22 protein-coding genes and 1 pseudogene are annotated in these 23,371 nt (G+C 50.3%); 22 read left to right on the top strand and 1 reads right to left on the bottom strand.

Translation table 11 applies throughout. The annotated features are described in order from the left end of the window. Positions 1-24: 24 nt before the first annotated feature. The 20 genes from AC3WS9_RS23135 (at position 25) to AC3WS9_RS23230 (ending at position 21,356) form a co-directional block, all read left to right on the top strand. The gene (locus AC3WS9_RS23135; RefSeq protein ID WP_492490487.1) at positions 25-750 is read left to right on the top strand and encodes a TrbJ/VirB5 family protein; all 726 of its coding nucleotides are present in this window, start codon (positions 25-27) and stop codon (positions 748-750) included. Next, positions 747-1,772: a TrbL/VirB6 family protein gene (locus tag AC3WS9_RS23140; protein ID WP_492490488.1), complete on the top strand. Its 1,026-nt coding sequence runs from the start codon at positions 747-749 to the stop codon at positions 1,770-1,772. The genes AC3WS9_RS23135 and AC3WS9_RS23140 overlap by 4 nt, the downstream gene beginning before the upstream one ends. A gap of 106 nt (positions 1,773-1,878) precedes the next feature. After that, a complete protein-coding gene (locus AC3WS9_RS23145) occupies positions 1,879-2,106 on the top strand; it encodes an EexN family lipoprotein (protein ID WP_492490489.1) in 228 nt (75 codons plus the stop codon). A gap of 63 nt (positions 2,107-2,169) precedes the next feature. Beyond that, complete coding sequence (locus AC3WS9_RS23150; protein WP_492490490.1) at positions 2,170-2,307, top strand: hypothetical protein; 138 nt, start codon at positions 2,170-2,172, stop codon at positions 2,305-2,307. Then, positions 2,300-2,980, top strand: coding sequence for a VirB8 family type IV secretion system protein (locus tag AC3WS9_RS23155; RefSeq protein ID WP_492490491.1), 681 nt, complete (start codon positions 2,300-2,302; stop codon positions 2,978-2,980). Before AC3WS9_RS23150 ends, AC3WS9_RS23155 begins: the two co-directional genes overlap by 8 nt. Then, complete coding sequence (locus AC3WS9_RS23160; protein ID WP_492490492.1) at positions 2,977-3,879, top strand: TrbG/VirB9 family P-type conjugative transfer protein; 903 nt, start codon at positions 2,977-2,979, stop codon at positions 3,877-3,879. The genes AC3WS9_RS23155 and AC3WS9_RS23160 overlap by 4 nt, the downstream gene beginning before the upstream one ends. Then, the gene (gene virB10, locus AC3WS9_RS23165; protein ID WP_492490493.1) at positions 3,876-5,090 is read left to right on the top strand and encodes a VirB10/TraB/TrbI family type IV secretion system protein; all 1,215 of its coding nucleotides are present in this window, start codon (positions 3,876-3,878) and stop codon (positions 5,088-5,090) included. The genes AC3WS9_RS23160 and virB10 overlap by 4 nt, the downstream gene beginning before the upstream one ends. After that, complete coding sequence (locus tag AC3WS9_RS23170; protein ID WP_492490494.1) at positions 5,087-5,497, top strand: hypothetical protein; 411 nt, start codon at positions 5,087-5,089, stop codon at positions 5,495-5,497. The genes virB10 and AC3WS9_RS23170 overlap by 4 nt, the downstream gene beginning before the upstream one ends. Beyond that, the gene (gene virB11 / locus AC3WS9_RS23175) at positions 5,481-6,512 is read left to right on the top strand and encodes a P-type DNA transfer ATPase VirB11 (RefSeq protein WP_492490495.1); all 1,032 of its coding nucleotides are present in this window, start codon (positions 5,481-5,483) and stop codon (positions 6,510-6,512) included. The genes AC3WS9_RS23170 and virB11 overlap by 17 nt, the downstream gene beginning before the upstream one ends. Further along, the gene (locus AC3WS9_RS23180; protein WP_492490496.1) at positions 6,499-6,888 is read left to right on the top strand and encodes a cag pathogenicity island Cag12 family protein; all 390 of its coding nucleotides are present in this window, start codon (positions 6,499-6,501) and stop codon (positions 6,886-6,888) included. The genes virB11 and AC3WS9_RS23180 overlap by 14 nt, the downstream gene beginning before the upstream one ends. 38 nt (positions 6,889-6,926) lie before the next feature. Continuing rightward, on the top strand, positions 6,927-7,241 hold the full coding sequence (locus AC3WS9_RS23185; protein WP_492490497.1) for a TrbM/KikA/MpfK family conjugal transfer protein: 315 nt from the start codon (positions 6,927-6,929) through the stop codon (positions 7,239-7,241). A gap of 69 nt (positions 7,242-7,310) precedes the next feature. After that, positions 7,311-9,272, top strand: coding sequence for a YadA-like family protein (locus tag AC3WS9_RS23190; protein WP_492490498.1), 1,962 nt, complete (start codon positions 7,311-7,313; stop codon positions 9,270-9,272). Positions 9,273-9,431: 159 nt separating this feature from the next. Next, positions 9,432-11,609 carry a type IA DNA topoisomerase gene (locus AC3WS9_RS23195; RefSeq protein ID WP_492490499.1) on the top strand — a complete coding sequence of 726 codons (2,178 nt, stop codon included), beginning with the start codon at positions 9,432-9,434 and terminating at the stop codon, positions 11,607-11,609. Continuing rightward, positions 11,606-12,115: a phospholipase D family nuclease gene (locus AC3WS9_RS23200; protein WP_492490500.1), complete on the top strand. Its 510-nt coding sequence runs from the start codon at positions 11,606-11,608 to the stop codon at positions 12,113-12,115. Before AC3WS9_RS23195 ends, AC3WS9_RS23200 begins: the two co-directional genes overlap by 4 nt. A 976-nt stretch (positions 12,116-13,091) precedes the next feature. After that, positions 13,092-15,032 carry a type IV secretory system conjugative DNA transfer family protein gene (locus AC3WS9_RS23205; protein WP_492490501.1) on the top strand — a complete coding sequence of 647 codons (1,941 nt, stop codon included), beginning with the start codon at positions 13,092-13,094 and terminating at the stop codon, positions 15,030-15,032. A 14-nt stretch (positions 15,033-15,046) separates the two neighbouring features. After that, on the top strand, positions 15,047-15,787 hold the full coding sequence (gene mobC / locus AC3WS9_RS23210; RefSeq protein WP_492490502.1) for a MobC family replication-relaxation protein: 741 nt from the start codon (positions 15,047-15,049) through the stop codon (positions 15,785-15,787). Positions 15,788-16,450: 663 nt separating this feature from the next. Further along, complete coding sequence (locus tag AC3WS9_RS23215; protein WP_492490503.1) at positions 16,451-16,978, top strand: fimbrial protein; 528 nt, start codon at positions 16,451-16,453, stop codon at positions 16,976-16,978. Positions 16,979-17,061: 83 nt separating this feature from the next. After that, a complete protein-coding gene (locus AC3WS9_RS23220; protein ID WP_492490504.1) occupies positions 17,062-17,745 on the top strand; it encodes a fimbria/pilus periplasmic chaperone in 684 nt (227 codons plus the stop codon). A gap of 21 nt (positions 17,746-17,766) precedes the next feature. Further along, complete coding sequence (locus AC3WS9_RS23225; protein ID WP_492490505.1) at positions 17,767-20,316, top strand: fimbria/pilus outer membrane usher protein; 2,550 nt, start codon at positions 17,767-17,769, stop codon at positions 20,314-20,316. Between the two features lie 17 nt (positions 20,317-20,333). Then, positions 20,334-21,356, top strand: a complete 1,023-nt coding sequence (locus AC3WS9_RS23230) for a fimbrial protein (protein WP_492490506.1) — start codon at positions 20,334-20,336, stop codon at positions 21,354-21,356. 257 nt (positions 21,357-21,613) lie between these two features. Here AC3WS9_RS23230 and AC3WS9_RS23235 read toward each other — a convergent pair whose 3' ends face one another. Continuing rightward, positions 21,614-22,579, bottom strand: coding sequence for an ArdC family protein (locus tag AC3WS9_RS23235; RefSeq protein WP_492490507.1), 966 nt, complete (start codon positions 22,577-22,579; stop codon positions 21,614-21,616). Between the two features lie 377 nt (positions 22,580-22,956). Between AC3WS9_RS23235 and AC3WS9_RS23240 the strand changes: the two genes are divergently transcribed. Continuing rightward, positions 22,957-23,196 carry a DNA polymerase V gene (locus AC3WS9_RS23240; RefSeq protein ID WP_492490508.1) on the top strand — a complete coding sequence of 80 codons (240 nt, stop codon included), beginning with the start codon at positions 22,957-22,959 and terminating at the stop codon, positions 23,194-23,196. Between the two features lies 1 nt (position 23,197). Further along, positions 23,198-23,354 (top strand): annotated as a pseudogene (locus AC3WS9_RS23245) (S24/S26 family peptidase); the annotation flags it as partial. Positions 23,355-23,371: the final 17 nt, after the last annotated feature.

Here is a 23,371-nt window from a genome sequence, read left to right on the forward strand (position 1 = left end):
CAGCCTGTCAGAACAGGAATCATCATGAAGTTTATGAAATCGACAGCGCTTGCGCTGGCACTGATCACGTCTCCGTTAACGTCTCATGCCGGGATCCCGGTTGTTGATGCCGTTTCGAACCTGGAACAGGTCAACGAATGGACGCAACACCTGGAGCAATGGCAGTCAACGGTTCAGCACTACCGGTCGCAGCTCGATGCATATAAATCGCAACTGGCGACCGCTACGGGTATCCGCGATATTCAGGGCTTTTTTAATGAGGCCAAAAGCCTCACCAGTGACCTGAAAAACCTGCAAAAAAACGGGATCTCTCTGAACGACCTGCTGACAAACAGCGGCTCTTACAGCAGTGAACTCAACAGCCTGTACAGTAAATATAAGTCGTTTGATAACTGCATCAGTACAACCTCACAGAGCTATGCGGATATCTGCAAACAGCAGGTGCTGAACAAGGCCGTCGCTATTGAGAACACAACGGAGGTACAGAACAAGCTCAACAGCACCATGAGCGATATTGCGTCCCTGTCGAGTCGTATCGAGGCTTCCCCGGACTCGAAGGAATCGCAGGATCTGGCAAACGTCATTGCGGCGAAGAGCGTGCAGCTCAACGCCCTGACAAGTCAGTGGGAAATGGAAACAAAAATGGCTGAGCAGCGGGAAAAAATGCTCGATCTGCAAAAACAAAAAGCATGGAGGGAAAAGCAAGCAACAACTCCTCCTCATGATTTTAACAGCAAGGTAAGCTCATGAGCGGTATGTTTATTAAGGCACATGACACGATTACTAATGGTATAGCGGCAGTGCTTGGTGGTCAGTCTGACATTTACGGGGATATGATCGCACCCTCGATCATTGCCTGGATGACACTCTATATCTCTATCAGCGGTTATAAGGCTCTGGCAGGAAAGTTACAGACTCCCCTATCTGATGTGATATGGAATCTGGGGGTCACTGGTATTTTGCTGGCGTTCGTAACTAATGCTAACGGTTGGTTCGCTACGGTTAGTGATGCCATCACAGGTGTTAGCTCTGGCTTAGCTGGTGAAGCTGGCAGCATATGGGGGCTGCTAGATACATTATGGGACAAGACTCAGGCATTAGCCGAGGTGTTATATCAATCAGATGAGGACTTCATCCGGCTTAGCGGATGGACGGCTAAAATACTTGCCTGGGCTGGTACAGGGTTTGTTATTTTCATCGGTGGCATTATAAACCTGACCACAGAGATCACTCTCCGACTACTTCTGACTACAGGCCCTTTATTTGTTGCATGTCTTGCATGGGGCTGGTTCCGTTCCATGTTTGAAAATTGGATGAAAGCCATTATTAGCTGTCTTCTTATCGTGTTGTTCTCTTCATTAACTCTGAAGGTGATACTAACGATGATGAGTGATGTTTTACTTGAGGCAACAAGTGGCATTATCGCTCAGGGAGATAACACACTCACCACTGCCGTCATGATTTTTGGCTTTGGTGCGCTCGGTGCGGCTGTTGTTGTTCTTTCTACTAAATTAGCGACCTCACTTTCAGGATCGTCAGTTGCAGCTGCCGCTGCGGGTATGGGGATGGCAGCAGGTGTAGGCGCAACCATGCTTGCTGTTAATACGGTAGGAAAACCGTTATCAAAAGCCGCAAAAGATGCAGGAGGAGCTGTAGCAGGCTATGCCGGGAATAAAGCAATAGGAGTGGCTGAAAAAGCATATAATCGATATCAAATGCAGCAATCACTAAGAAAATCCAGCATCGCGAATATGTCTCGCCTTAATAAGTGAGAATGTTCTTGGGTGTAAGAAATCCTAAAGCAATAGAAACTCTTGCATGTATAAAGTCTGAGCATGATAAATTATCTGAACAACCAAATTTGTACAGAGGCATTTCATGAAAAGTATTATTTGTTTTTTAACTCTCAGTATACTTTTTCTTTCAGGATGTGATGAACAACCAAAATCCACTGAGTGGTATAAGGACCACCCTAAAGAAATGAATGAGAAGTATGGAGAATGTAAGATAAGTGGCAATGACACACCTGATTGCCGAAATGCAATTTCCGCATACAAAAGAACAAAAGCCTTAGAAAAACTCGAAAGCTTAATGAACACAAAATAACACTTTAACATCCATTATAAACGCGCCCTCCGGCGCGTTTTTTATTTCCCCAAAGGAACAAACATGAAATACAGCGCAATCCTCATATTGTGCGCGTTTCTTATTGGCTGCGCGCAAAAAGCGATTACCGCCCCGGATGTCTCCGGAAAAGTCGAACCGGTTAATTCTCCACAAATCATTCAGGAACTGAGCAATGAGTAAAGAACGCGTTATTGAAACTTCAAAGTCTTTTGAAGAAGTCCTGATGACGAAGGACAGAAAATCAATCAAAGCGGCCTTTACTATCGCAGCGGCGGCAGTGCTGGTCGCGGTCATGGCGGTGGCGGCTATCATGCTGATGATGCCGCTGAAACAAACAGAGGTCGAGCTGTACGCCGTTGACCGCCAGACAGGGCGCATGGAACGCATCACCCGCCTGAATACTGTTGATATCTCGACTCAGGATGCTATGGCACAATATTTATCGGCTCATTACGTTAACTTGCGCGAGGGTTATAATTATTTCTCTCTGCAAAAAGATTATAACGACGTTCAGCAATTCAGCAGCCCTGACGTGAATAAAGAATATCTGGATTTATTCAACAGTCCAAACGCACCCGATAAAGTTTATAAAAACGCCGCTAACCTTGTGACGACTGAAATTATCAGTAATCAGATTGTTGACGGAACTACTCCGGATAAGATTTCAACCCTTCGCGTAAAGCGCACTATCCGCCACCTTTCTGATGGGCTGACAACTAACGAAATCTGGAATATTCGCCTGACCTTCCATTATATCCCTGAAAAAGAAATGACGGACTCCCAGCGGGAGGTAAACCCTCTCGGCTTTTTCGTGAGCAGCTATCAGCGTGATAAGGAGCTGAGAAAAGAATGATTAAAGTTATTACAGCCGCACTGATTACGTGCCTGTTCTGTACCAATACCTGGGCGGCGGCGAATCCCTCCGGCAGCCGGTTCGACAGCCGAATGCAACAGGTCGCATATAACTCGCTAAACAGCACCGTCGTGAATACGATGGCCGGTTATCTCACAACGCTGGTCTTTGCTGACGATGAGAACGTGATAAGCGCCCGTGCGGGCTTTCCGAAAGGCTGGACAGTCGATAAGGAGGCGAACCGCGTTTATGTTCAACCTGAACCGGTCACGCAGCCGGTGACGAAAGAGGACGGTACCACGGCGAATCAGGCCTTTTTGCCGGAGTCCAAAAACTGGAAAACGAACCTTTTCGTGACCACCACAAAGCATTTTTACAGCCTTGAACTGAATGTGCTCGATGACGGCAGCCCGACGAAAAACCTCTCCTTTGTGATCGCCTTTACCTATCCGGATGACGTGCGTAAGTCGTCCGAACAGGCCATGGCAGCCCGTCAGAAGGAATGGACGGAGGCGCTGGAGAAGCAAAACATTCAGAAAGCCTTTAACGCGGCTAAATCCCCGCGTAACTGGGACTACACAAAGCGCGTGGCCGAAGGTAGCGAGAATATTGCGCCGGACTTTGTCTATGACGACGGGCGTTTTATGTACCTCGGTTTCTCTCCGTTGAAGAAGATCCCCGCACCGTTCTATTTCACCAACGGCCAGGAGCAATCCACAGCGCCAGCCTTCACCAGTCAGGGTAACTATCGGGTGATGGTCCTCAATAACGCTGAGAAGGTGATCCTGCGCCTCGATAACACCGCTGTGGTGGGTATAGACAATCAGGGGTTTGGAAAGGTCAGGGTAGCTAACACCGATACCGTGTCACCGGCGGTCAAACTTGAGGACAAGCCATGACAGACCAGACGGAAAAAAACCTTGCTGAGCTGGAAGCCGAAGCACGACAGCGCGTGCAGGAGAAAAGCGAAGATAAGCAGCCTGAACCGGGGAAAAAATCAGGCCAGCCGCAGGTAGCCGCCCTCAAAAAACGCGGTAAAAACCGCATTGTCGTGCTCTGCCTCCTGGCATTTGTGGTGCTGGTTATTCTCGCTTTTGTTGGCGATCGCTTAATGACGGCGTCCCTTAAATCCGGAAAGAAAGAGCAGCCCGAACCCGTACAGACGCAGCGGCCAGCGGTAAAACGCACGGATATGGGGATGGCGGTTAACCCTATGGGGGCGCTTGAGGAAAAGTCAGAAACTGAATCCGTTGATGTCGTCAACGCCCCGCCGCCTGTACCGGTCACGTTCAATAAAACGGCAGCGCTGGCCGTCACGTCCTCTTCCCCCCGTCAGAACGCCTCACAGAGCGCCGCTGACGTACCCGGAACGGCCCAGGGGACTACATACACGCCCTGCCCGGTGCTGATGGAGAAAGATGCAAACGGGAAGCTTTATTGTCCTGACGATGCCAAAGCGCGGGCAGCCGCCGCTGCGGCACAAACCAGCCTGGCGACAGTGACGACCGTCAGCAGGATCACGCTCAATCCGGATCTCTATATCCCCGTTGATACCTACATCCCGTGCACCCTGCTGAACCGCTTTGTATCTACGGTGGCCGGTAAAATCTCCTGTCTCATTACCGAGGATGTTTACAGCGCCAGCCGTAACACCCGACTGATCCCCGCAGGTACAAAAGCCCGCGGGGTTTATCAGACCGGAACGGTAAAACAGGGAGATGCCCGGATGCTCGTTGCCTGGACGGAGTTACGCACGCCGGACGGCAAAATCATCCCGATGGTTGATTCGCAGGTAGTCGGCCAGCTGGGTGAAAACGGGATCGCCGGGTGGGTTGATAACCATACATGGGAGCGCCTTTACAGCACGATCCTGATTGGCATGGTGCCGGATGTGGCGTCTGCCCTGACCAATACCGCACCGGGTACGGACCGCAATACCGATTACACGGAAAACACCCGCGCCGGTGTCGCTGAAATGGCTAAAAGCATGATGGAGAACTCCGCCAACATTGCGCCAACGATTTACAAAAATCAGGGGGAAGTCATCGGGATTTCAACGGGATCGGACATCGATTTTTCAGGCGTCTATTCACTGAGGCTGAGCAAATGACTCGTGAGCATCTGTTTACCATCACATCGACTGACAGGGTCGGGCAGTCTGATTGCTGTGAAAGCCTGCTCGCCAGTCTGGAAATGCATTTCAGAGGCGCGCAGGCCATGAGCCTGTCCTGTTATCGCGCCGGGTCTGCCATTGTAGAACTCCTGATACAGCTGAGTGATGACCGTATTTTTTGCCTCACAATCTGGCAGGACGTCCTCGATGCCGCCCCCCTTTCAAAAGAGGATATCCGCGTTTCACACAAAGAGAGCTCACTGCCCGATGTGGCTGATATTTTTCTGCTGATCTTCCAGATTGCTCGCCGGTGTCAGTTTTTTCCCTCCCTCTGCGGGGAGGTGGAAACGTCATTCCTGCTGAATTTCAGGAAACAGGAGCAGGCTGATGAACCAGGCCACTAACCTTTCGTTAAACCGCTACAAGGAGAAGCATTTCAGTGAGTTTCTGGCGCTGCCCGGACTGACCGAAATTGCCGTCAACCGGCCAGGGGAGATTTTCACCAAAATAGGGGGGCAATGGGCGCGGCACATCAGAGATATCGGCCTGGATGACTGCGAGCGCTTCATCAGCGCCCTCGCCACTTACCACGGCGATAACATCGATGATATGTCACCGGTCCTGTCTGCCACTCTCGAATCTGGCGAACGCTGCCAGATCATCAGGCCGCCAGCCTGTGAGAGAAACACGGTATCGATCACTATCCGTAAGCCGTCTGATATCTACATTGCGCACCAGAATTATGTCGATAACGGATTCTATAACCGCATTACCGGTCATGAGCAGGTGCAAAGCCGCGATCAGGAGCTGGAGGGGATTTATCACAGCGGTGATATCGCGCTGTTTATGGAAAAGGCCGTGGAATACGGCAAAACGATACTTTTCGTTGGTGAAACAGGTTCGGGCAAAACGACCTACATGAAAACGATGATCGGTTATATCCCGACATCGCTACGCATTGTCACCATCGAAGATAACCCGGAGGTTTCACTCCCTCACCATCCTAATCACGTCCGTCTTTTTTATCCTGCAGATGCAGGAGAAAAAGCGCTGGTCACTCCGGCAAGTCTGGTACGAGCGAATTACCGCATGAACCCTGACAGGATCCTGCTGGCGGAAGTGCGCGGGGGTGAAGCATGGGACTGTCTTAAGATCATCGGCTCCGGCCATGAGGGGTTAATCACCTCACTGCATGCGGGCAGCCCGCAGGAAGCCCTCACCGGCATGGTTGAGCGTTGCTATCAAAACCGCGAGTGCCAGAACATCCCCTACAATGTCCTGCTGGCGAAGGTCATGAAAAGTGTCGATATCGTTGCCAGCATCGATGTTAAGGGCAATGTACGCCGTATGGGGGATCTGTATTTTAAACCGCTGCATCACGCAGCCATGATGGAGACATTCAGAAATGAGAGGGTTTAACGCGCTGTGTATCGCGCTATTACTGGCCGGGTGCAGTTCGCCACCTGAACCCCCGGCGGTGAACTGGAAGCAATCAGGAGAGGATCTTAATACGGCCATCCCTGCCTGGCATGAGTCCACCGGCGTGGTCCATGCTCCGGTCGTAACCGATCAATGGGTGCACACTTTCACGTACACCGGCAACGAACAGGTGATGACTCCGGAAGGCTGGTTCGCGATTGCCCATTCCACAGCGATCACCATTGAAAGCCCGGACAGTGCGACATTCTTTGCAGCGAAAACCTGGCTACAACAACACGGCCCAACAGCCGTTATTGCCTGGCTTCCCCCTTCCGGCGGTCTTATCCCCCAGACCCGCATTACGTTAAAAAAATAACGTAATCACACCCGTTATTATTCATTAAAGGATGAACCATGAAAAAAACCGCTATCGCGGCGGCCATGCTGTGCCTGGCTGCCGGATATGTTGCGCCGGTCTCTGCCGCAGACTCCCCCTGTAAAGTCACGCTGTGTCTGTGGGGAAAATTCAACGGTGAAAATAGCAGCGAATGCATTAGCGCTGTTAAATCATTTTTCGGCATCAAAAAGACCAGTAAAGGATCATTTCTTCCGGATCACACCCTCAGCGCACGAAAGACGTTCATCAACAATGAATGCCCGTCTGAATATCAGGCCGCTCAGTTTATCCAGCAGATCCTCAACAAGTACGGGCGCGTAAAAAACGCCTGATCGTTAAAACCCATTCAGGGGCGCATATATGCGCCCTTTTTTATTACCTGAATTCTACGGACAGCAAAAATGAAAACCTCAGTCAAAGTATTAACCGCCTTAATCCTCACTGCGATCTACCCATCCGTTACCCAGGCGGCAACGGAGAGCACAACAACAACCATTCTGGGTAATGGAGCATCAACATCAGGAACCGCAAGCGTTGCTGTCGGTACAGGAACAACCGCTGCCCAGAACGCAACGGCACTGGGCTGGAAAACATCAGCTACCGGCACCGGCGCGACAGCTTTAGGCGGTTCGGCTGACGCATCAGGAGTAGTTGGTATTGCTGTCGGCGGTAACAGCTCAGCCAGCGGAGATTATTCAATTGCCGTTGGTTTTCAGGCCAAATCGACAGGAACAGAAAGTACCGCCGTCGGCAATCAGGCTAACGCTCTGGCGGATTCCGCGACCGCTCTCGGAGAAGGCGCACAGGCACTGAATGTAAACTCAGTCGCTCTCGGTGCTAACTCAGTGACTGACCGGGATAATTCGGTATCAGTGGGGAGCGTCGGTAACGAACGTCAAATCACAAACGTCGCTGCAGGGACGACGGATACGGATGCGGCAAACGTGGGGCAGCTTAACACCGCCATTGCCACGGAACAGGCCGCCCGCGAAGCGGGGGACGCGGCGACGCTTTCCGCAGCCAACACCTACACCGACTCCGCCACTGCCTCAGCGATCAGCACAGCGAAGGACTACACCGACGCGGCCAGTGCGGAAACCCTGAACTCGGCCAACACCTACACCGACTCCGCTACCGCCGCAGCGGTCAGCACCGCGAAGGATTACACCGACACGGCCAGCACCAACACGCTGAACTCAGCCAACAGCTACACCGACACCGCCACCGCCGCAGCGGTCAGCACCGCGAAGGATTACACCGACACGGCCAGCACCAACACGCTGAACTCAGCCAACAGCTACACCGACTCCGCCACCGCCGCTGCGGTCAGTACCGCGAAGGATTACACCGACATGGCCAGCACCAACACGCTGAACTCAGCCAACAGCTACACCGACTCCGCCACCGCCGCAGCGGTCAGCACCGCGAAGGATTACACCGACACGGCCAGCACGAATACGCTGAACTCAGCCAACAGCTATACGGATTCCGCTACCGCCGCTGCGGTCATTACCGCGAAGGATTACACCGACACGGCCAGCACGAATACGCTGAACTCAGCCAACAGCTATACGGATTCCGCTACCGCCGCTGCGGTCATTACCGCGAAGGATTACACCGACACGGCCAGCACCAACACGCTGAACTCGGCCAACAGCTACACCGACTCCGCCACCGCCGCAGCAGTCAGTACCGCGAAAGACTACACCGATGCGACCAGCTCCGACACGCTGAGCTCGGCCAACAGCTACACCGATAAAAGCAACGCATCAACGCTGGCCACTGCCAACAGTTACGCAGACTCCCGGATCGACAATCTCACGACAACAGCGGTGGATCAGGCAAACAGCTATACCGACGAACAGGTGAGCAAAAACAACGAATCGGTAAACAAGTCCATCGAAAGCGCCAAATCAGGGGCGATCACAACGGCTAACAGCTATACGGACAGCAAATACCGTCAGGGCCTGGCCTACACGGATGACAAATACGAGGAGAGCATTAACTATGCACAGAGCGCGGCCAACAAGGCGGAAAGCAACGCGGCCAGCTACACCGATAACCGTTTTAATACCCTGAGCAGTTCCACGAATCAGCGCTTTAAGCAGCTCGGTGACAAGATCAACCGCGCAGAGAAACGCCTTAACGCCGGTGTGGCCGGTGTGACGGCTATTGCCTCCATTCCGTATGTGGCTGAGAACTCATTTTCGTACGGTGTGGGGCTGGGTAACTATCAGAACGGCAACGCTATCGCGGGTGGAGTGAATTTCAAAACGTCTAAAAATACCAATGTGAGACTGAACGTTTCATGGGATTCCGCACATAACAACGCAGTCGGCGTCGGCTTTGCCGGTGGCTGGTAACAAACACCGCCGGTGAATACCGGCGCTTTCACCCTACGAAACGCTGAGGCCCTGGATTATATCAATCCGGGGCGGAGGCGTTGGACAAACGCAGTGCGTCAGAAACGGAAATCCCCCTGTCAGACAACACCGGTTTTAATCACTAAGGAGTGAACCACTATGAGATTGTATATCGCAGAAAAACCCTCTGTGGCCGCCGATATTGCCAAAGCCATTGGCGGCAACTTCATCCGTAAAAACGGATATTTCGAAAGCAGTTCGGCCATCGTGACCAACTGCATCGGCCACATCATCGAGACACAGCCCCCGGAGAACTACAACCCGGATTATAAAGCCTGGTCGATGAACACCCTTCCCCTCCAGCTGTACCCGCCAAAATATCGGCCGAAAGAAAGCACTAAAGGACAGGTCAGCACGATCATCGAGCTGCTTCGCCGTCCTGACATCACTGAAATCGTTCATGCTGGCGATCCGGATGACGAGGGGCAGTTACTCGTTGACGAGGTTTTGAGCTACGCCGGTAATAAAAAACCCGTTAAGCGGGTGCTGATCAACGACAACACCCAGCCAGCTGTTAAAAAAGCGCTGACACAGCTGAAGGACAACAGCCAGTTTAAAGGGATGATGCTCAAGGCACTGGCACGCTCTGTGGCCGATGAAATCTACGGGTACAGCCTGACGCGCTGTTACAGCATTTTAGGCCGCGAGAACGGCTATAAGGGCGTGTTATCCGTTGGCCGGGTGCAGACACCGGTGCTCGGTTTAGTCGTTCGCCGGTATCGAGAAAATCAGTCTCATACCCAGTCGCTTTACTACTCGCTGACGGGCAATTTTATCAGCGGAACCGATACGATCAGTGCGCGCTGGAAAGCCTCCGAATTTGCGCCGGTGGACAGTAAAAAGCGTCTTCTTGATCGCAAATGGGCTGACGGGCTCGCCAGAACGCTGGCGGGGAAACCGGCCAGCGTTCTGGCCGCTGCCGTCGATACCGGTAAAGAGCTGGCCGCGCCTTTGCCGTTTAACCTGCTGCGTCTCCAGCAGTATGTGAACCAGAAACACAAAATCACCTCACAGGAGACGATGGACATTACGCAGGTGCTGAAAGATACGCACAAGGCGATCACCTATAACCGCTCTGATTGCTCTTATCTGCCGGATGATCACCACGCCGCCGCACCGCAGCTGCTGGGTGCATTGCAGGGGCTGGATATGTTTTCCCGTCTCGATCTCGATGCAGGCCGCAAGAGTAAGGCGTTTAACAGCAAGAACGTCGGCGCTCACCATGCGATTGTCCCGACAGGAAACATCCCTGATTTGTCTAAACTCACGGAAAAAGAGCGACATGTTTACCTGGCGATTGTCATTTACTACCTGGCACAGTTCATGCCGAAAAAAACATTTAATGAGGCCACAGCCGAAATTAAATGTGGTGAGGAATCCTTTTTTGTCAGCGCACGATGTGTCACACATGACGGGTATACGTCATTGCTTGGAAATGATACCGAGAGTGAAGAAGACGGTGAACCTGACAATAATCCGGCATTTGATCTGATCAGCCGCCTGAGAACAGGGGAAACATTGACCTGCAATGACATCAGCATCCAGGAGAATAAAACCAAACCCCAGCCTCTTTATACTGAATCCTCATTACTGGCAGCCATGTCCCGCGCAGCGGATTATGTCAGCGATCCGGAAATCAAACGTCTCCTGAAAGAAAAAGATAAGGATAAAAAAGATGAACATGGGGGTGTTGGCACGCCAGCCACACGCGCTGCGATTATCGAAACACTGAAAAAGCGCAATTTCATCACTATCGAGAAAGGGAAGATTATTCCAACCGAAACCGGCATCGCGTTAATCGACGCCCTGCCACCTGTCGCGGTTAATCCTGATATGACCGCATTATGGGCTGAAAAACAGAATGCGATTGAGGAAGGGACATTAAGCGTTGATGCGTTTATTGAACAGCTCTATGCCGATATTGGCGGCATGATCCAGAACGCCGGGGTTGATAAAATCCAGATTAACGCGACACCACGGCAGAATGACGGTCAGCTGAATCGCCTCTCTGCACCCTGCCCGAATTGCGGAAAAGAAATCATTGCCAGCGCTAAATTATACTCCTGTACAGGCTGTGATTTTAGATTATGGGCAACGGTATGCGGTAAAAAGGTCTCTGCGCCGCAGGCTGAATCCCTGATTAAAAAAGGGGCCACGGGCCTGATAAAAGGATTCACCAGCGTTAAAAAAGGAACTCAATTTGACGCAAAGCTGACGTTAAAAAACAAAGCAACCGGCGAACTGGGTTTTGAATTCCCACCCAGGGAGGAATCGTGAAAACGTTAATCCCCGCCCTGCTGTTGCTTATTACCCTCCCCGCACAAGCCTGTAAAATCGATATCGGATTCACACCGTCTGACTCTGCATTAGCTAACGTCATTAACGTGATTAACTCTGCTTCTTTATCCCTCGATGTTGAGGCCTATTCTTTCACGAGTCGTGACATTGCCGGTGCTTTATTAAAGGCAAAAGAACGGGGTGTAACTGTCCGCGTTGTGGCTGATGAAAAAGCCAACACGGGAAAATACAGCGCGGTAACGTGGCTTGTGAATAATGGTGTCAATGTTCGACTTAATGGTCAATATGCCATTATGCACAATAAGGTCATTATTGCTGACAATAAGCATATTGAAACCGGCAGCTTTAATTTTACGTCCAGTGCCATAAAACGAAACGCAGAAAACAACCTTGTTATCTACAATTGCCCTGATGTGGCAATTGTCTACAGCAAGGAGTTTAACCGTCTCTGGAATGAAAGCGCAGAGCAATCACCAAATTATTAACGAGAAGAAATGAACCGAAAAAACACCTATACCGGAAGTGTTTCTATATCTGCATATCGAAAATTAATAAACGACGATCCAGATTTAAACGGCGAGATACTATCCACTATCAATAAGATATTGAGCGAAATCGAGCGCGAGGAGAAACAATTCACGCTGTTGAGCCATTCTCAAAATACATTGACACAGCTTGCTCTTGAGCATTCCAGGACATTTCATGAAATCTCCGGATCGCAACGTGGATTCATTCAGTCAGTATTTCGGGGTTGTTTATTCTTTGTCGACGAAGAGAAGCCTGTCCCATGAATGCTGACTCGCAGACGATGCCGTTATAGCTTTGAGATTCGCGCGCAAGCGAGAAAATCAAAGTGAGTGAGGTGAGTAAATTCAATTTCAACGAAATTGCTAATTTGCGTCACCCGAACTCATCCGGAGAGCGTTCACCCTAAGTGAACCGAAACGGACGGGGGGAGCCGAATAAATTTTGCCGCCCCAGCGAGCAAAAAGACGCGCCCACGCGTCGGTTTATTTGGGGGGCATAGCCCCGCAAACCGTCGAGCCTGAGTCTCCGGCCAAAAGCCGGTAGCGTGGCGCGACCACCCCCTTTAAAGCCGTGTTTCCCTTTAATTCACTTTGGGAGGAACGACAAAAGAGAAGAAAAGGGCAAAAACAGGCGTCTTAAAGGGGGTGGTCGCGCGTAGCGCAAGACGGTTTGCCGCCTTTGACCTTCGGGGGTTTTGGTGGGGCGTTCAGCCACGACATTACCCCCATGTGACAGGCAATAAGGGCGTCCAGCCCGCATGAAATGGCACACGCCGTTAAGAGCGGTGGAGATTGATTATCTCCGCCGATCATGGCCGCACGCGGCCACCATCGCCCTCCATTCTCGCCCACAGCTCACGCCCACAAAAAATGGGCGATGACTGAGGGCGAGAGATGGGGGCAAGACCTCACATTTTGACGTCGGAGAACATATATGTTCGCCAAAGTATCTTTAAATTTTATGCCGTTCGTGGACGGCGTAGTGTTTTTTTTCGCACTCATGCAACATAACCAGATAATACTGGCGCTGGCGGCGGGAATGACACTGCCTTTTTCAATGTTGCTGAAACGGGGAGAACATCAGGACGCGCCGATATACCTGAAACTTATTATTGTTTTTTCGTTTCTCTGTCTGATATTTGGCACGCTGTCACCAGCGACGACGTGGGCGCTGCGTTTCCTTTATCCGGGCCGCGATGAAATCACCACTCCGGCATTATTATGGGGGATGTTAATTTCATTCACACTTGCGGGGGCTGTTCTTCATTTATTTCTGCGCCGCATCATCACCCCGGAACTGGACAAGATGAAGCACAGACTCATTAAGAAAACCAGTCTTGAGCGTAATAAACGGACCGATGTCCGCGAAATAAAATCCCTGCTGCCCTCGACTGAATCATACGATCCCATGAACTTTATCGACCTGAGTAAAGGAGTATTTATTGGGCTGGATGAACAGCGCCAGCCGCAATATATTCCTGTTGAAGCCTGGCAGAAACAACACGCTGACATTATCGGGACGACTGGCGCAGGTAAAGGGGTTGCATCCGGCCTGTTGCTTTATCAAAGTATTCTGGCCGGTGAAGGTGTATTTGTCATGGATCCTAAAAATGACGAATGGGCTCCTCATCTGTTTAAAAAAGCGTGCCTTGATGCCGGGAAACCTTTCATTCTGATTGACCTGAACAGGCAACAATACCAGCTCGATTTTCTGCATGGTATTTCCGGCGATCACCTTGAAGAACTGTTAGTTGCCGGATTTGGTTTATCCGAAAAAGGCGAAGCCGCAGATTTTTATCGTATTGATGATCGCCGGGCTGCACGTTATACAGGTCAGTTAATTGAAACGTTCCCGGACGGGGCGACAATTAAAGACCTGTTTAACAGTGAGTACGTCAGCAGCATCGCGGAAACCATTAAGGGTTTTCACGGGAAGCTGGAAGAACTTTCATTATTAAAATCCATTAATGCAAAAGGCGGCCTGCGTTTACAGGATATCTTTGATAATGGCGGCTGCTGTTATGTGATTGGCTCAATGCGTAACAGTAAGGTTATTACTTCACAACGAATGATTCTGGTTCGGTTGCTCCAGCTCGCCGAACTGCGCGACCGCGTAAACACCACCCCGCGCCCGATAGCTATTTTCCTTGATGAACTTAAATATCACTTGTCCCGTCCAGCACTGGAAGGATTAGGGGCGGCACGTGATAAAGGCGTCCATATTATTATGGCGCATCAGTCAATTGCTGACCTCAGAGACTGCCCCGCAGACCTGAACGGTGATTCAGTTGTTGGCGCAGTGGTGGAGAATGCCAAATTTAAACTTGTGTATAAATTACAGGATCCTGATACGGCAGACTGGGTTGCCCGAATGTCCGGCACAATACTGGTCGATGATGAAAGCCGAAAAGCGAAATCAACGACGGTACTGACTGAAATTATTGATGATGAAAGAACGATTCGACAGGCTGAGCGTTATTACATCGACAGTAATATGCTGCAAAACCTGCCGCCTTTTGTGAGCTATATATTTACGGCAACCACCCTGCCCCGCGCCTCGCTGATTTCCCCAGTTAGGGTTGCAAAGTCCGATCTTGAGCTGGCCTCTTTTGAAGGTGATGACACCCGACATAAACGCAATGTTATCGATTTTGATGAAGCGTTACCCGCTGCCGACGAACAGGAATTCATTCCCGAGCCCTCTGGTACTGACGATTTCAGCCAGTACACAGCCGAGCCTGAAGTTGAATTACACCCTGTGTCAGAACCAGCACTTATTAATGCTGAAAATGACGTTAACGACGAAACGGCAGATACAGAATCAACTCCGGCCACGGTTCCTGACTCCGGTACATCATCACCGATCCATTTCTAATAAAAGGACATGCCATGTTAATGGAGCCTGCTGAACGTCAGCAGCGCAGCAAAGAAAAAATGCTGAAACTGCTTACTTTTCTGAAAGATGAAACCTACAGCGATTTTAAAACGCTGATGACCTGGTTTAATTTTAAGGATCGCAAGTCTCTTTATTCGCTCTTAAATAAGGCTGAAAGGATGGGGCTGATAATTAAGTACACTTACGCATTCCGCTCGGGAAACCTGGCATTATGGGGGATCACAAATGACGGGATAGCCGTCGCTCTTCAGCCTGACGATCAGACTTTCCCGGCACGATTCGAACCCTCCCGGCTGACGGCCTGGACGCTTGAGCATCATCTTGATAATCAGATGGTGCGCATTATCCTGGAGCGCCGGGGGTGCTCCGGATGGCTTAACGGTGATCGTTCCGGGTTTATGACCCAGTACAGCGTTAAACACCGTCCTGATGCGCTGATGACGCTCCCCGGAGGTCGCAGGGTGGCGATAGAAACAGAACGAAGCCTGAAAACAAAGGCGCGTTATCAGTCCATTATGGCGAGCCACCTTCTTGCCAGAACTGCACAGCACTGGATGTCCGTTCTCTATATTCTGCCCGATGAAACACGCAAAGCCGGTTTGCAAAGACTCATGGACAGTATCAGGATTATTAATGCCAACAATACGCCAGTAACGCTGGAAGATAAGCACCGGCATATCTTCAGACTCGTCACGCTGGCTGATCTCGATACCTTCGATTTGTCATCCCTTTGAATGCCTGAAAAGGCATTCATTTTTTTGAAGCAGTATCGTGTTTCTGGTGTCGCCGATCGCAGCTGCAGGACGCTGGTCAGCTGCGATCGGCGACATAATAAAAAGTTAAAATTCACTCACTTATGAATTAAGTGCACTGATTTTTCATCATTCAGTAATTTTGAAGCCCCGCATCGCAGGGCTTTGCCTTTCTATTCCACGCACTGCAAATCTTCTTTTCCACCAAGACAAAATCTGGAGCATTGCTAATTGTGCGACAGATCAAAAAAAATGATTATACGTGGATTAATATAGACTTATTAATGCCATACTTGATGCCCGGACCAAATATACCAAAATCTCACCTTAAGATATTTCTTGCGTCAAATAATCACCGCGTTCTCATTTAACATTGTTTTAGCAAAATCCGCTGGAAACACTTAACAAATTAATATTAACATATTAAGAGAGAAGTATGTAAACCCCTTCTCCATCAGATTCCCCAGTTATCAACCTTGTTATTGATAACTGGGGTTTTTATTCTCTTTAAATAAATAAAGCACAAAAAAACTATTATTGAATTAATCCAAAGGAACGTGAAAGCTATAAAACTCACCTCACTTGAATTAATCGACATAACAGAAATTTGCTTTTATTTTCGTTTAATACTTAGGAAATATCTTCATGAAAAAGCAATTCCACGCTCTGACATTACTGGCAGTTATCTGTGGTGCAACTGTTTCCACTGCAAATGCAGCGGACGGTACCATTAATTTTGTTGGTGAAATCATTGATTCAGCTTGTACAGTATCCCCTGCCAGTGCAAACCAGACTGTGACGCTGGGCACTGTGAGCAACAAAGCGTTCTCTGCCGCTGGTGATACTGCTGCTGCAACCCCTTTCCAGATCGATCTGACTTCCTGCCCGGCAACCGTTACCAGTGCTGCGGTGAAATTTGATGGTGCAACTTCTCAGGGCGACAATAGCGCTCTGACGTTAAACCCTGACGCTGGTGCCGCAACTGGCGTGGCGATTCAACTTCGTAACGAAGACAACTCCGTTCTTCCGCTGTTCACTAACTCACAATCTATCTCCCTGGTTGAGGATGCAACAAATACCCTGAACTTCAAGGCGGCGTATGTCGCGACAGCGGCAACGGTTACTGCCGGTCCTGCAAACGGTGTTGCCACTTTCAGCGTGATTTATAACTAATTATTTAGCCATGCCTTTGCGGCATGGCCAGCCCCAAATAAGCCGGTTCCAAACCGGCTTATTTTTCCACAGGAATTACGATTGTGAAAATACGCATTACTTCCCTGCTGTTGGCAAGCTTACTCGCAGGAAGCGGCATTGCACAAGCTGGTGTGGTCATTGGTGGGACGCGCGTTATTTATGATGGAAGCAAAAAAGAATCATCAATCGGTATTGAAAATCCCGACGCTTCACCTTACCTGATTCAGTCATGGGTAGAAAATGAGGCAGGAAAAAGTGATAAAGGTAGCTTCGTCATTACTCCGCCACTGTTTCGTCTCGACGGTAAGCAAAAAAATACCCTGCGGGTGATACAGGCAGCATCACCGCTTGCCATCGACCGTGAAACATTATTTTGGTTGAACATCAAATCTATTTCAGCGTCTGAAGAAGCGGTATCTGAAAATACGCTGCAGATCGCTGTAAACGCACGTATTAAATTGATCTATCGCCCCGCGGCATTAAAAGGCATCACTCCGGATGAAGCGAGCAAACAGCTGAAATGGACACAGCAGGGTCAAAACCTGACGGTGAATAACCCTACGCCGTTTTACATCAACTTTAACGCTATCAGCGTTGGCGGACAGCCCGTGGAAAATGCGACCTATGTTGCCCCACGAAGTTCAGCCAGCTTTGCCTTGCCTAAAGCCTCTCGTGGCAATCAGGTTGAGTGGAAGGTGATTAGTGACTACGGCGCGATAAGCCCTCCGCATCAGGCTTCCTTATAAAATTCTTCCGGAAATGTGTACATGTCCTCCTTTGTCAAAACTGAGTTCTCGCGCCTGAAGGCAAAGCCCGGTGTGCTAGCCATGGCCATGCTATTGCCCTCATTCCACACTCACGCCAGGGACTACTTTAATCCCGCGTTGCTGGCACAACCTGGTGAAAGTAGTACAACACTCGATCTCTCTGCGTTTGAGAATGGTGGACAGTTACCGGGACCCTACCCGGTCGACATCTACCTGAACGAAGAAATGATGGATAGCAAAACGGTGACGTTTATTCAGTCTGCTGACAAAGGGCTGCAGCCTTGCCTTAGCGTAGAGATGCTGAAGCAATATGGTGTCAAAGTTGAACACTTTCCTGAATTGCTGAAACCAGATGCTTCCTGCATTGATTTTACAGATATCCCGAATGGCTCGGCAGAATTTGTTTTCAGTGCACATCGGCTGAATATTTCGATTCCGCAAGCGTCGGTGGATACGCAGGCCCGCGGTTACGTTCCCCCTTCGCAATGGGATGAAGGTATTAATGCCGCAATGCTTAACTACAGCGTCAATGGAACCAGCGACCTGAGCCAGCAACGTGGCAATGCGGGTGATAGCCAATACATTAACCTGCGCCCAGGCATCAATCTAGGGCCGTGGCGGTTGCGAAATTATTCCACGTGGACGCGCAATGCCGGTGGAAACGAGAGCTGGGATAATGTCTATACCTATGCTCAACGCAGCATTGTGCCTTTGCGCAGCCAGTTGACGCTGGGTGAAAGTCAGGCATCGTCGGATGTGTTTGACAGCGTTCCGTTTGTGGGTGCGCAGCTGGCATCAGATGATGAAATGCTGCCAGACAGTCTGCGCGGTTACGCCCCCACAGTGCGTGGGATTGCTCGTGGTAATAGCGCACAAGTCTTGATTCGCCAGAACGGTTACCTGATTTACCAGGCGACCGTGCCCGCCGGTCCATTTGAAATCACCGACATGTTCCCTACCGGCGGAAGTGGCGATCTCAACGTTACCGTAAAGGAAGTTGATGGCAGCGAGCAGCATATTGTTGTGCCTTACGCCTCGGTGCCGGTACTTCAACGAGAAGGTCATTTGCGCTATAGCCTGACAGGCGGAAAATATCGCTCTTACACAAGTCATGTCGAGCGCGCGCCATTTACGCAGGGAACCGCAATCTATGGGTTGCGCGCAGGCATGACGCTATACAGCGGCCTGCAGCTTGCAGAGCACTACCGCTCGCTCGCGGCAGGTATTGGCCAGAACCTGGGTAATTTAGGGGCCATATCTGCAGATGTCACTCAATCCTGGGGTAAAACTGAAAACGAAACGGCACGCCAGGGGCAGTCATGGCGACTTCGTTACAGCAAGAGTATGACTGAGACCGGTACTAACGTCAGTCTCGCAGGATATCGCTATTCGACATCGAACTATTATTCATTGGCTGATGTACTGGAAACCTATAGCGACCACCCCACGCTGTTCAATCAACGGCGGCGGGACCGCGCGGAATTAACCCTCAGTCAAAGTTTGGGAAACAATCTTGGATATTTGTCAATTAGCGCGATTAATGAAAGATACTGGAATGACAGTCGTAAAACATCATCCTGGAATTTAGGCTACAACAACAGCTGGCACGGTATTGGCTATGGTCTGAATTACTCGATGAACCGAAATACATCTTCGACAAGTAACGCACAGACAAACCGCAGTAGGGTTTATCAACGTGACAGCATTGTCTCGTTTAATGTCAATGTTCCCTTGGAGCGATGGCTAACTAATAGCTATGCAACATATAACGTCAGCAGTAGTCAATCTGGCGGTATGGTAAATACCCTGGGTCTGAATGGCACTTTGCTGGAGGACAGAAATTTAAGCTGGAACGTGTCACAGGGTTATACCTCAGGCAGTCAGGGTAATCAGGGCAATTCTGGTTATGCCAGTATGAATTATCGTGCGACGTACGGTGAAATCAGTGGTGGTTATAGTCACGCCAGTGGTCAACGCACCCTGAATTATGGACTCCAGGGCTCCCTGATCGCCCATGCTGATGGCATCACTGCAGGCCAAACCGTGGGAGAAACCTTTGGATTGGTTAAAGTGCCGGGCGCGAGTGGCGTCAGCGTGAATAACCAAAACGGTGTCAGGACTGATTACCGGGGATATGCGCTGGTGCCGAATCTGATGCCGTATCGAAATAACGACGTCACTTTAAGTACCGAATCTCTGCAGGATGATGTTGATCTCCAGCAGACCAGCAAAAAAGTTGTCCCTACGCGTGGTGCGATAGTGAGAGCAGATTATCGTGCACAAGTAGGAAAACGGGTACTAATGAATTTATATCGTGCTGATGGTTCGACGGTGCCGTTTGGTGCCACGGTAGTCAACGAGACGGACCCGGAAGCGAGTGTCAGTATTGTCGGGGATGCCGGGCAGGTTTATCTCGCCGGGTTGCAGGATAAAGGCATGCTACTCGTACAGTGGGGTAAAGACGCCTATCGTCAGTGTCGCGTTTCCTGGCACCTGAATGAAATGAAGAAGACTGAATCGTTACAGACTATTAATGGTCAGTGTCGCTAAGTTAATCGGGTAAATATATGATGAAAAATCTATTTAAAAGCTTTTTTCTGTTCGGCTTGTTTTTATTAATATTTTCTAACGAGGCGATGGCGTCTTGCCGGATTCTTAGCAGTACTTATACTGCAAATGACACAGGAAACTTCAGCTTCGGTAATATCGTAATAGACAGAAATACGCCTGTAGGGAGTGTTGTGGCAACCGCGACCAATACCGATCTTGGCGGTCGTGGTTATTTTGTGACGTGTAGTGGCGATTTTATCAATCAATGGGCGCTCGGAAGTGGCGCTTACACACCGGTTTCCTATGGCGGTGAGACACTCTACCAATCTGGTGTTGCAGGGCTGGCATTTCGTATCAACACGCCTGGTGCGGGTGCTTCAGCCGGTAAATACGGCACTGCGGCACTCCCTCGCTCCCTGAGCACGACAGCTTGTAATCCTGCGAACGCTCCCACCTATAATTTATGCGGGCAAGACTGGGGAAACCCTACTCTGGAATTAGTGAAAATAGCGGAAACTACCGGGTCAGGTGCTTTAACTACGGGGTCAATTCTCCAGGCATTAGTCGTCGGTGAGACAAATATAATGAACTACCAGGTTACGGCAGGCAGTGTCCAGACCAACTTATCCTGTTCAGTGGTGAACTCAAATATCGTAGTCAATCTGGGTAAAGTTAGAAAGGCCGAGTTTACTGGTATAAGCACTGCCGCCAGTACCACAACAGCCTTTACGATTGACCTCAACTGCGATGCCTCAACCAATGTCACGATGACCATCGGTGGTGGAACTAATGGTTCACCGAATGCAGGTCGAGGTTTGCTGTTTCTGGACAGCACTCAAAGTAATAAAGCAGCGGGTGTTGCTGTTCAGGTTTTATATAATGGGACCAATGTGAGAATAGACATTGCACAAAGTGCCGGCAATGCTGGTGCGGGGGGCATATATAGTATACCCATGACTGCAAGATATTTTCAGACTGCTACAACCGTAACAGTAGGGCAAGCCAATGCGAATGGAACATTTACTATGACATATCAATAATATGACGATTAGTAGATGGAGAATGAAGGGTCGTTAACCCCCTTGGATGACCACGCATCGATGTCGAATGCCTAAAAAGGCATTCATTTTTTTGAATCAGTACCGTGTTTATAGTGTCGCCGACCGCAGTTGCACGACACTGGCCAGCTGCGACCGGCGACATCATGAAAAGTTAAAATTCATGCGCTTATGAAGTAAGTGCAGCGAATTGTCATCATTCATTAATTTTGAAGCCCCGCATCGCGGGGCTTTGCCTTTTAGCAGTCCATCAGATATCGATGCGCTTTAGATGCGGCGCTTGCCGCCTGGAAAATGTAGCGCTTACCGCCTTTCAGTGCTTTCAGCCATGACGCAACATAGCTCTCATGCTGAACCTCTCCCGCCACTCCCAGATCAGCCATTAAAAACGCGCTGCCCAGCTCCGCGATCAACTCCTCAAACGCATATCCCTCGGAACCAAAACGCCCCCCCTTCTCACGGTTTAAACGATGTTTTGCGCCTGTCCAGTGGACCAGCTCGTGTAGGCTGGTTGCGTAGAAGTTCGCTGCGTCCTCGAAGCGGAAACGCTCCGGCAGGCGGATTTCATCCGTTGATGGCTGGTAGTAAGCTTTAACACCGCGCTCCGTGATTTTTGCGCCGGTGCGGGTGATCAGGGCTTCCACCTGCGGCCGCGGGTCAAATTTGATAACCGGCTGCGGCATGGTTTCGATCTCCAGCCCGTCGATTTGTTCCACGTTAAACACGGTGAAACTTTTCAGCATCGGGATTTTTTCGATCTCGCCGTCCTCGGCCTCTTTCTCCAGCGTCTTGTAGAAAATAGCCGTTGTGCCGGTTTCACCTTTGCGCACCTGGCCGCCCAGCTCCTGCGCCTGTTTGTAGGTCAGCCAGCGCGGATCCTGGAAACCCTGCTTTGCCGCACTGCACCACAGGAGCATGATATTGATCCCGCTGTATGCTGAACCGGTGGAGAAATTCGCCGGTAATCCCGCCGCCACCCCGTTACGGGCCCATGGACACACCCACGGCTTAACCCCAGACTCCAGCGCTTCCACAATGCTGTCCGTTACGGTCTGGTAGATGTCGGTTTTCGCCACAGCTGCGCGGGGCTTGCCTTTGCCCTTAGAAAATTTCGTTTTTGAGGAGCCTGACTGCTCCAGCGGGGATACGCTGGTCGCCGGTGCGGTATTAGGAGCGCTTGTCTGGGTATGCTGGGTCGTCGTCATGGGTATTTCTCCGTCAGTGTAAATTTCGTCTTCGTATCGCCTGACGGTTCGGACTCCCCGAAATCGTTCTGTTCAGCAAGGGCGCGCAGCGTTCATACACCCTTGCTGAACAGGTTGTGACGGGGAACGATTACCGAAAGCTGATATGGAGGGGAAAGATGCCAGGAGAAAATGACAGGGACCTGCATAAACGAACTTAGCGCCCCTTATACCGCGGTGGTGAAAAGCTTTTGACCTTTTCCTTTGCGTCAGTGATGGCAGCCCGACAGGACGGGACAGACAGCGCCTGGCCCGATGCGAAGGTTCGGACGGCTTGCGGAAAATCCCCAATAATTTACACTGTATATATATACAGCGTTATTCAGAGAGATAGCATCGTGCCTCGATACTACGAAATAGATTCAGCCTGGTGGGCATCCATCCAGCGCGAGCCAAACGGCAGGCAGACCGTAAAAACAGAGACGTTTGTCCGGGAGCTGGCGAAAATTAACTTTGACTGGAGCTATCGCCAGGCGAACCAGTGGATCGAAACGTATGTGACCGTATTTAAAGACGTTTCTACAGAAGAAGGTGATAACCGGACCTTCCAGCTTTTTAATCCGAACGGAGGACGTTGATATGGGTTTTCCCTCTCCGGCTACCTATTTCGCGGAAGAGCGCCTGTCACTCGATCTCCATTGCAAAACTAACAGATGTGGTGTGTTTTTTCCGAAGTGACGTCACGTCGTTCCGAGAGGGTATTAAGCGCGTGGCGTTATTGATTGTGGATTTCGGCGCATAGTCGGTGGAAGG

The organism is Lelliottia sp. EB106-05-01-XG201 (assembly GCF_058791735.1).

Excerpts from the sequence above, each read along its gene's own strand:
- AC3WS9_RS23135 (WP_492490487.1), top strand. The coding sequence starts at position 25 with ATGAAGTTTATGAAATCGACAGCGCTTGCGCTGGCACTGATCACGTCT.
- AC3WS9_RS23140 (WP_492490488.1), top strand. The coding sequence starts at position 747 with ATGAGCGGTATGTTTATTAAGGCACATGACACGATTACTAATGGTATA.
- AC3WS9_RS23145 (WP_492490489.1), top strand. The coding sequence starts at position 1,879 with ATGAAAAGTATTATTTGTTTTTTAACTCTCAGTATACTTTTTCTTTCA.
- AC3WS9_RS23150 (WP_492490490.1), top strand. The coding sequence starts at position 2,170 with ATGAAATACAGCGCAATCCTCATATTGTGCGCGTTTCTTATTGGCTGC.
- AC3WS9_RS23155 (WP_492490491.1), top strand. The coding sequence starts at position 2,300 with ATGAGTAAAGAACGCGTTATTGAAACTTCAAAGTCTTTTGAAGAAGTC.
- AC3WS9_RS23160 (WP_492490492.1), top strand. The coding sequence starts at position 2,977 with ATGATTAAAGTTATTACAGCCGCACTGATTACGTGCCTGTTCTGTACC.
- virB10 (WP_492490493.1), top strand. The coding sequence starts at position 3,876 with ATGACAGACCAGACGGAAAAAAACCTTGCTGAGCTGGAAGCCGAAGCA.
- AC3WS9_RS23170 (WP_492490494.1), top strand. The coding sequence starts at position 5,087 with ATGACTCGTGAGCATCTGTTTACCATCACATCGACTGACAGGGTCGGG.
- virB11 (WP_492490495.1), top strand. The coding sequence starts at position 5,481 with ATGAACCAGGCCACTAACCTTTCGTTAAACCGCTACAAGGAGAAGCAT.
- AC3WS9_RS23180 (WP_492490496.1), top strand. The coding sequence starts at position 6,499 with ATGAGAGGGTTTAACGCGCTGTGTATCGCGCTATTACTGGCCGGGTGC.
- AC3WS9_RS23185 (WP_492490497.1), top strand. The coding sequence starts at position 6,927 with ATGAAAAAAACCGCTATCGCGGCGGCCATGCTGTGCCTGGCTGCCGGA.
- AC3WS9_RS23190 (WP_492490498.1), top strand. The coding sequence starts at position 7,311 with ATGAAAACCTCAGTCAAAGTATTAACCGCCTTAATCCTCACTGCGATC.
- AC3WS9_RS23195 (WP_492490499.1), top strand. The coding sequence starts at position 9,432 with ATGAGATTGTATATCGCAGAAAAACCCTCTGTGGCCGCCGATATTGCC.
- AC3WS9_RS23205 (WP_492490501.1), top strand. The coding sequence starts at position 13,092 with ATGTTCGCCAAAGTATCTTTAAATTTTATGCCGTTCGTGGACGGCGTA.
- mobC (WP_492490502.1), top strand. The coding sequence starts at position 15,047 with ATGTTAATGGAGCCTGCTGAACGTCAGCAGCGCAGCAAAGAAAAAATG.
- AC3WS9_RS23215 (WP_492490503.1), top strand. The coding sequence starts at position 16,451 with ATGAAAAAGCAATTCCACGCTCTGACATTACTGGCAGTTATCTGTGGT.
- AC3WS9_RS23225 (WP_492490505.1), top strand. The coding sequence starts at position 17,767 with ATGTCCTCCTTTGTCAAAACTGAGTTCTCGCGCCTGAAGGCAAAGCCC.
- AC3WS9_RS23230 (WP_492490506.1), top strand. The coding sequence starts at position 20,334 with ATGATGAAAAATCTATTTAAAAGCTTTTTTCTGTTCGGCTTGTTTTTA.
- AC3WS9_RS23235 (WP_492490507.1), bottom strand. The coding sequence starts at position 22,579 with ATGACGACGACCCAGCATACCCAGACAAGCGCTCCTAATACCGCACCG.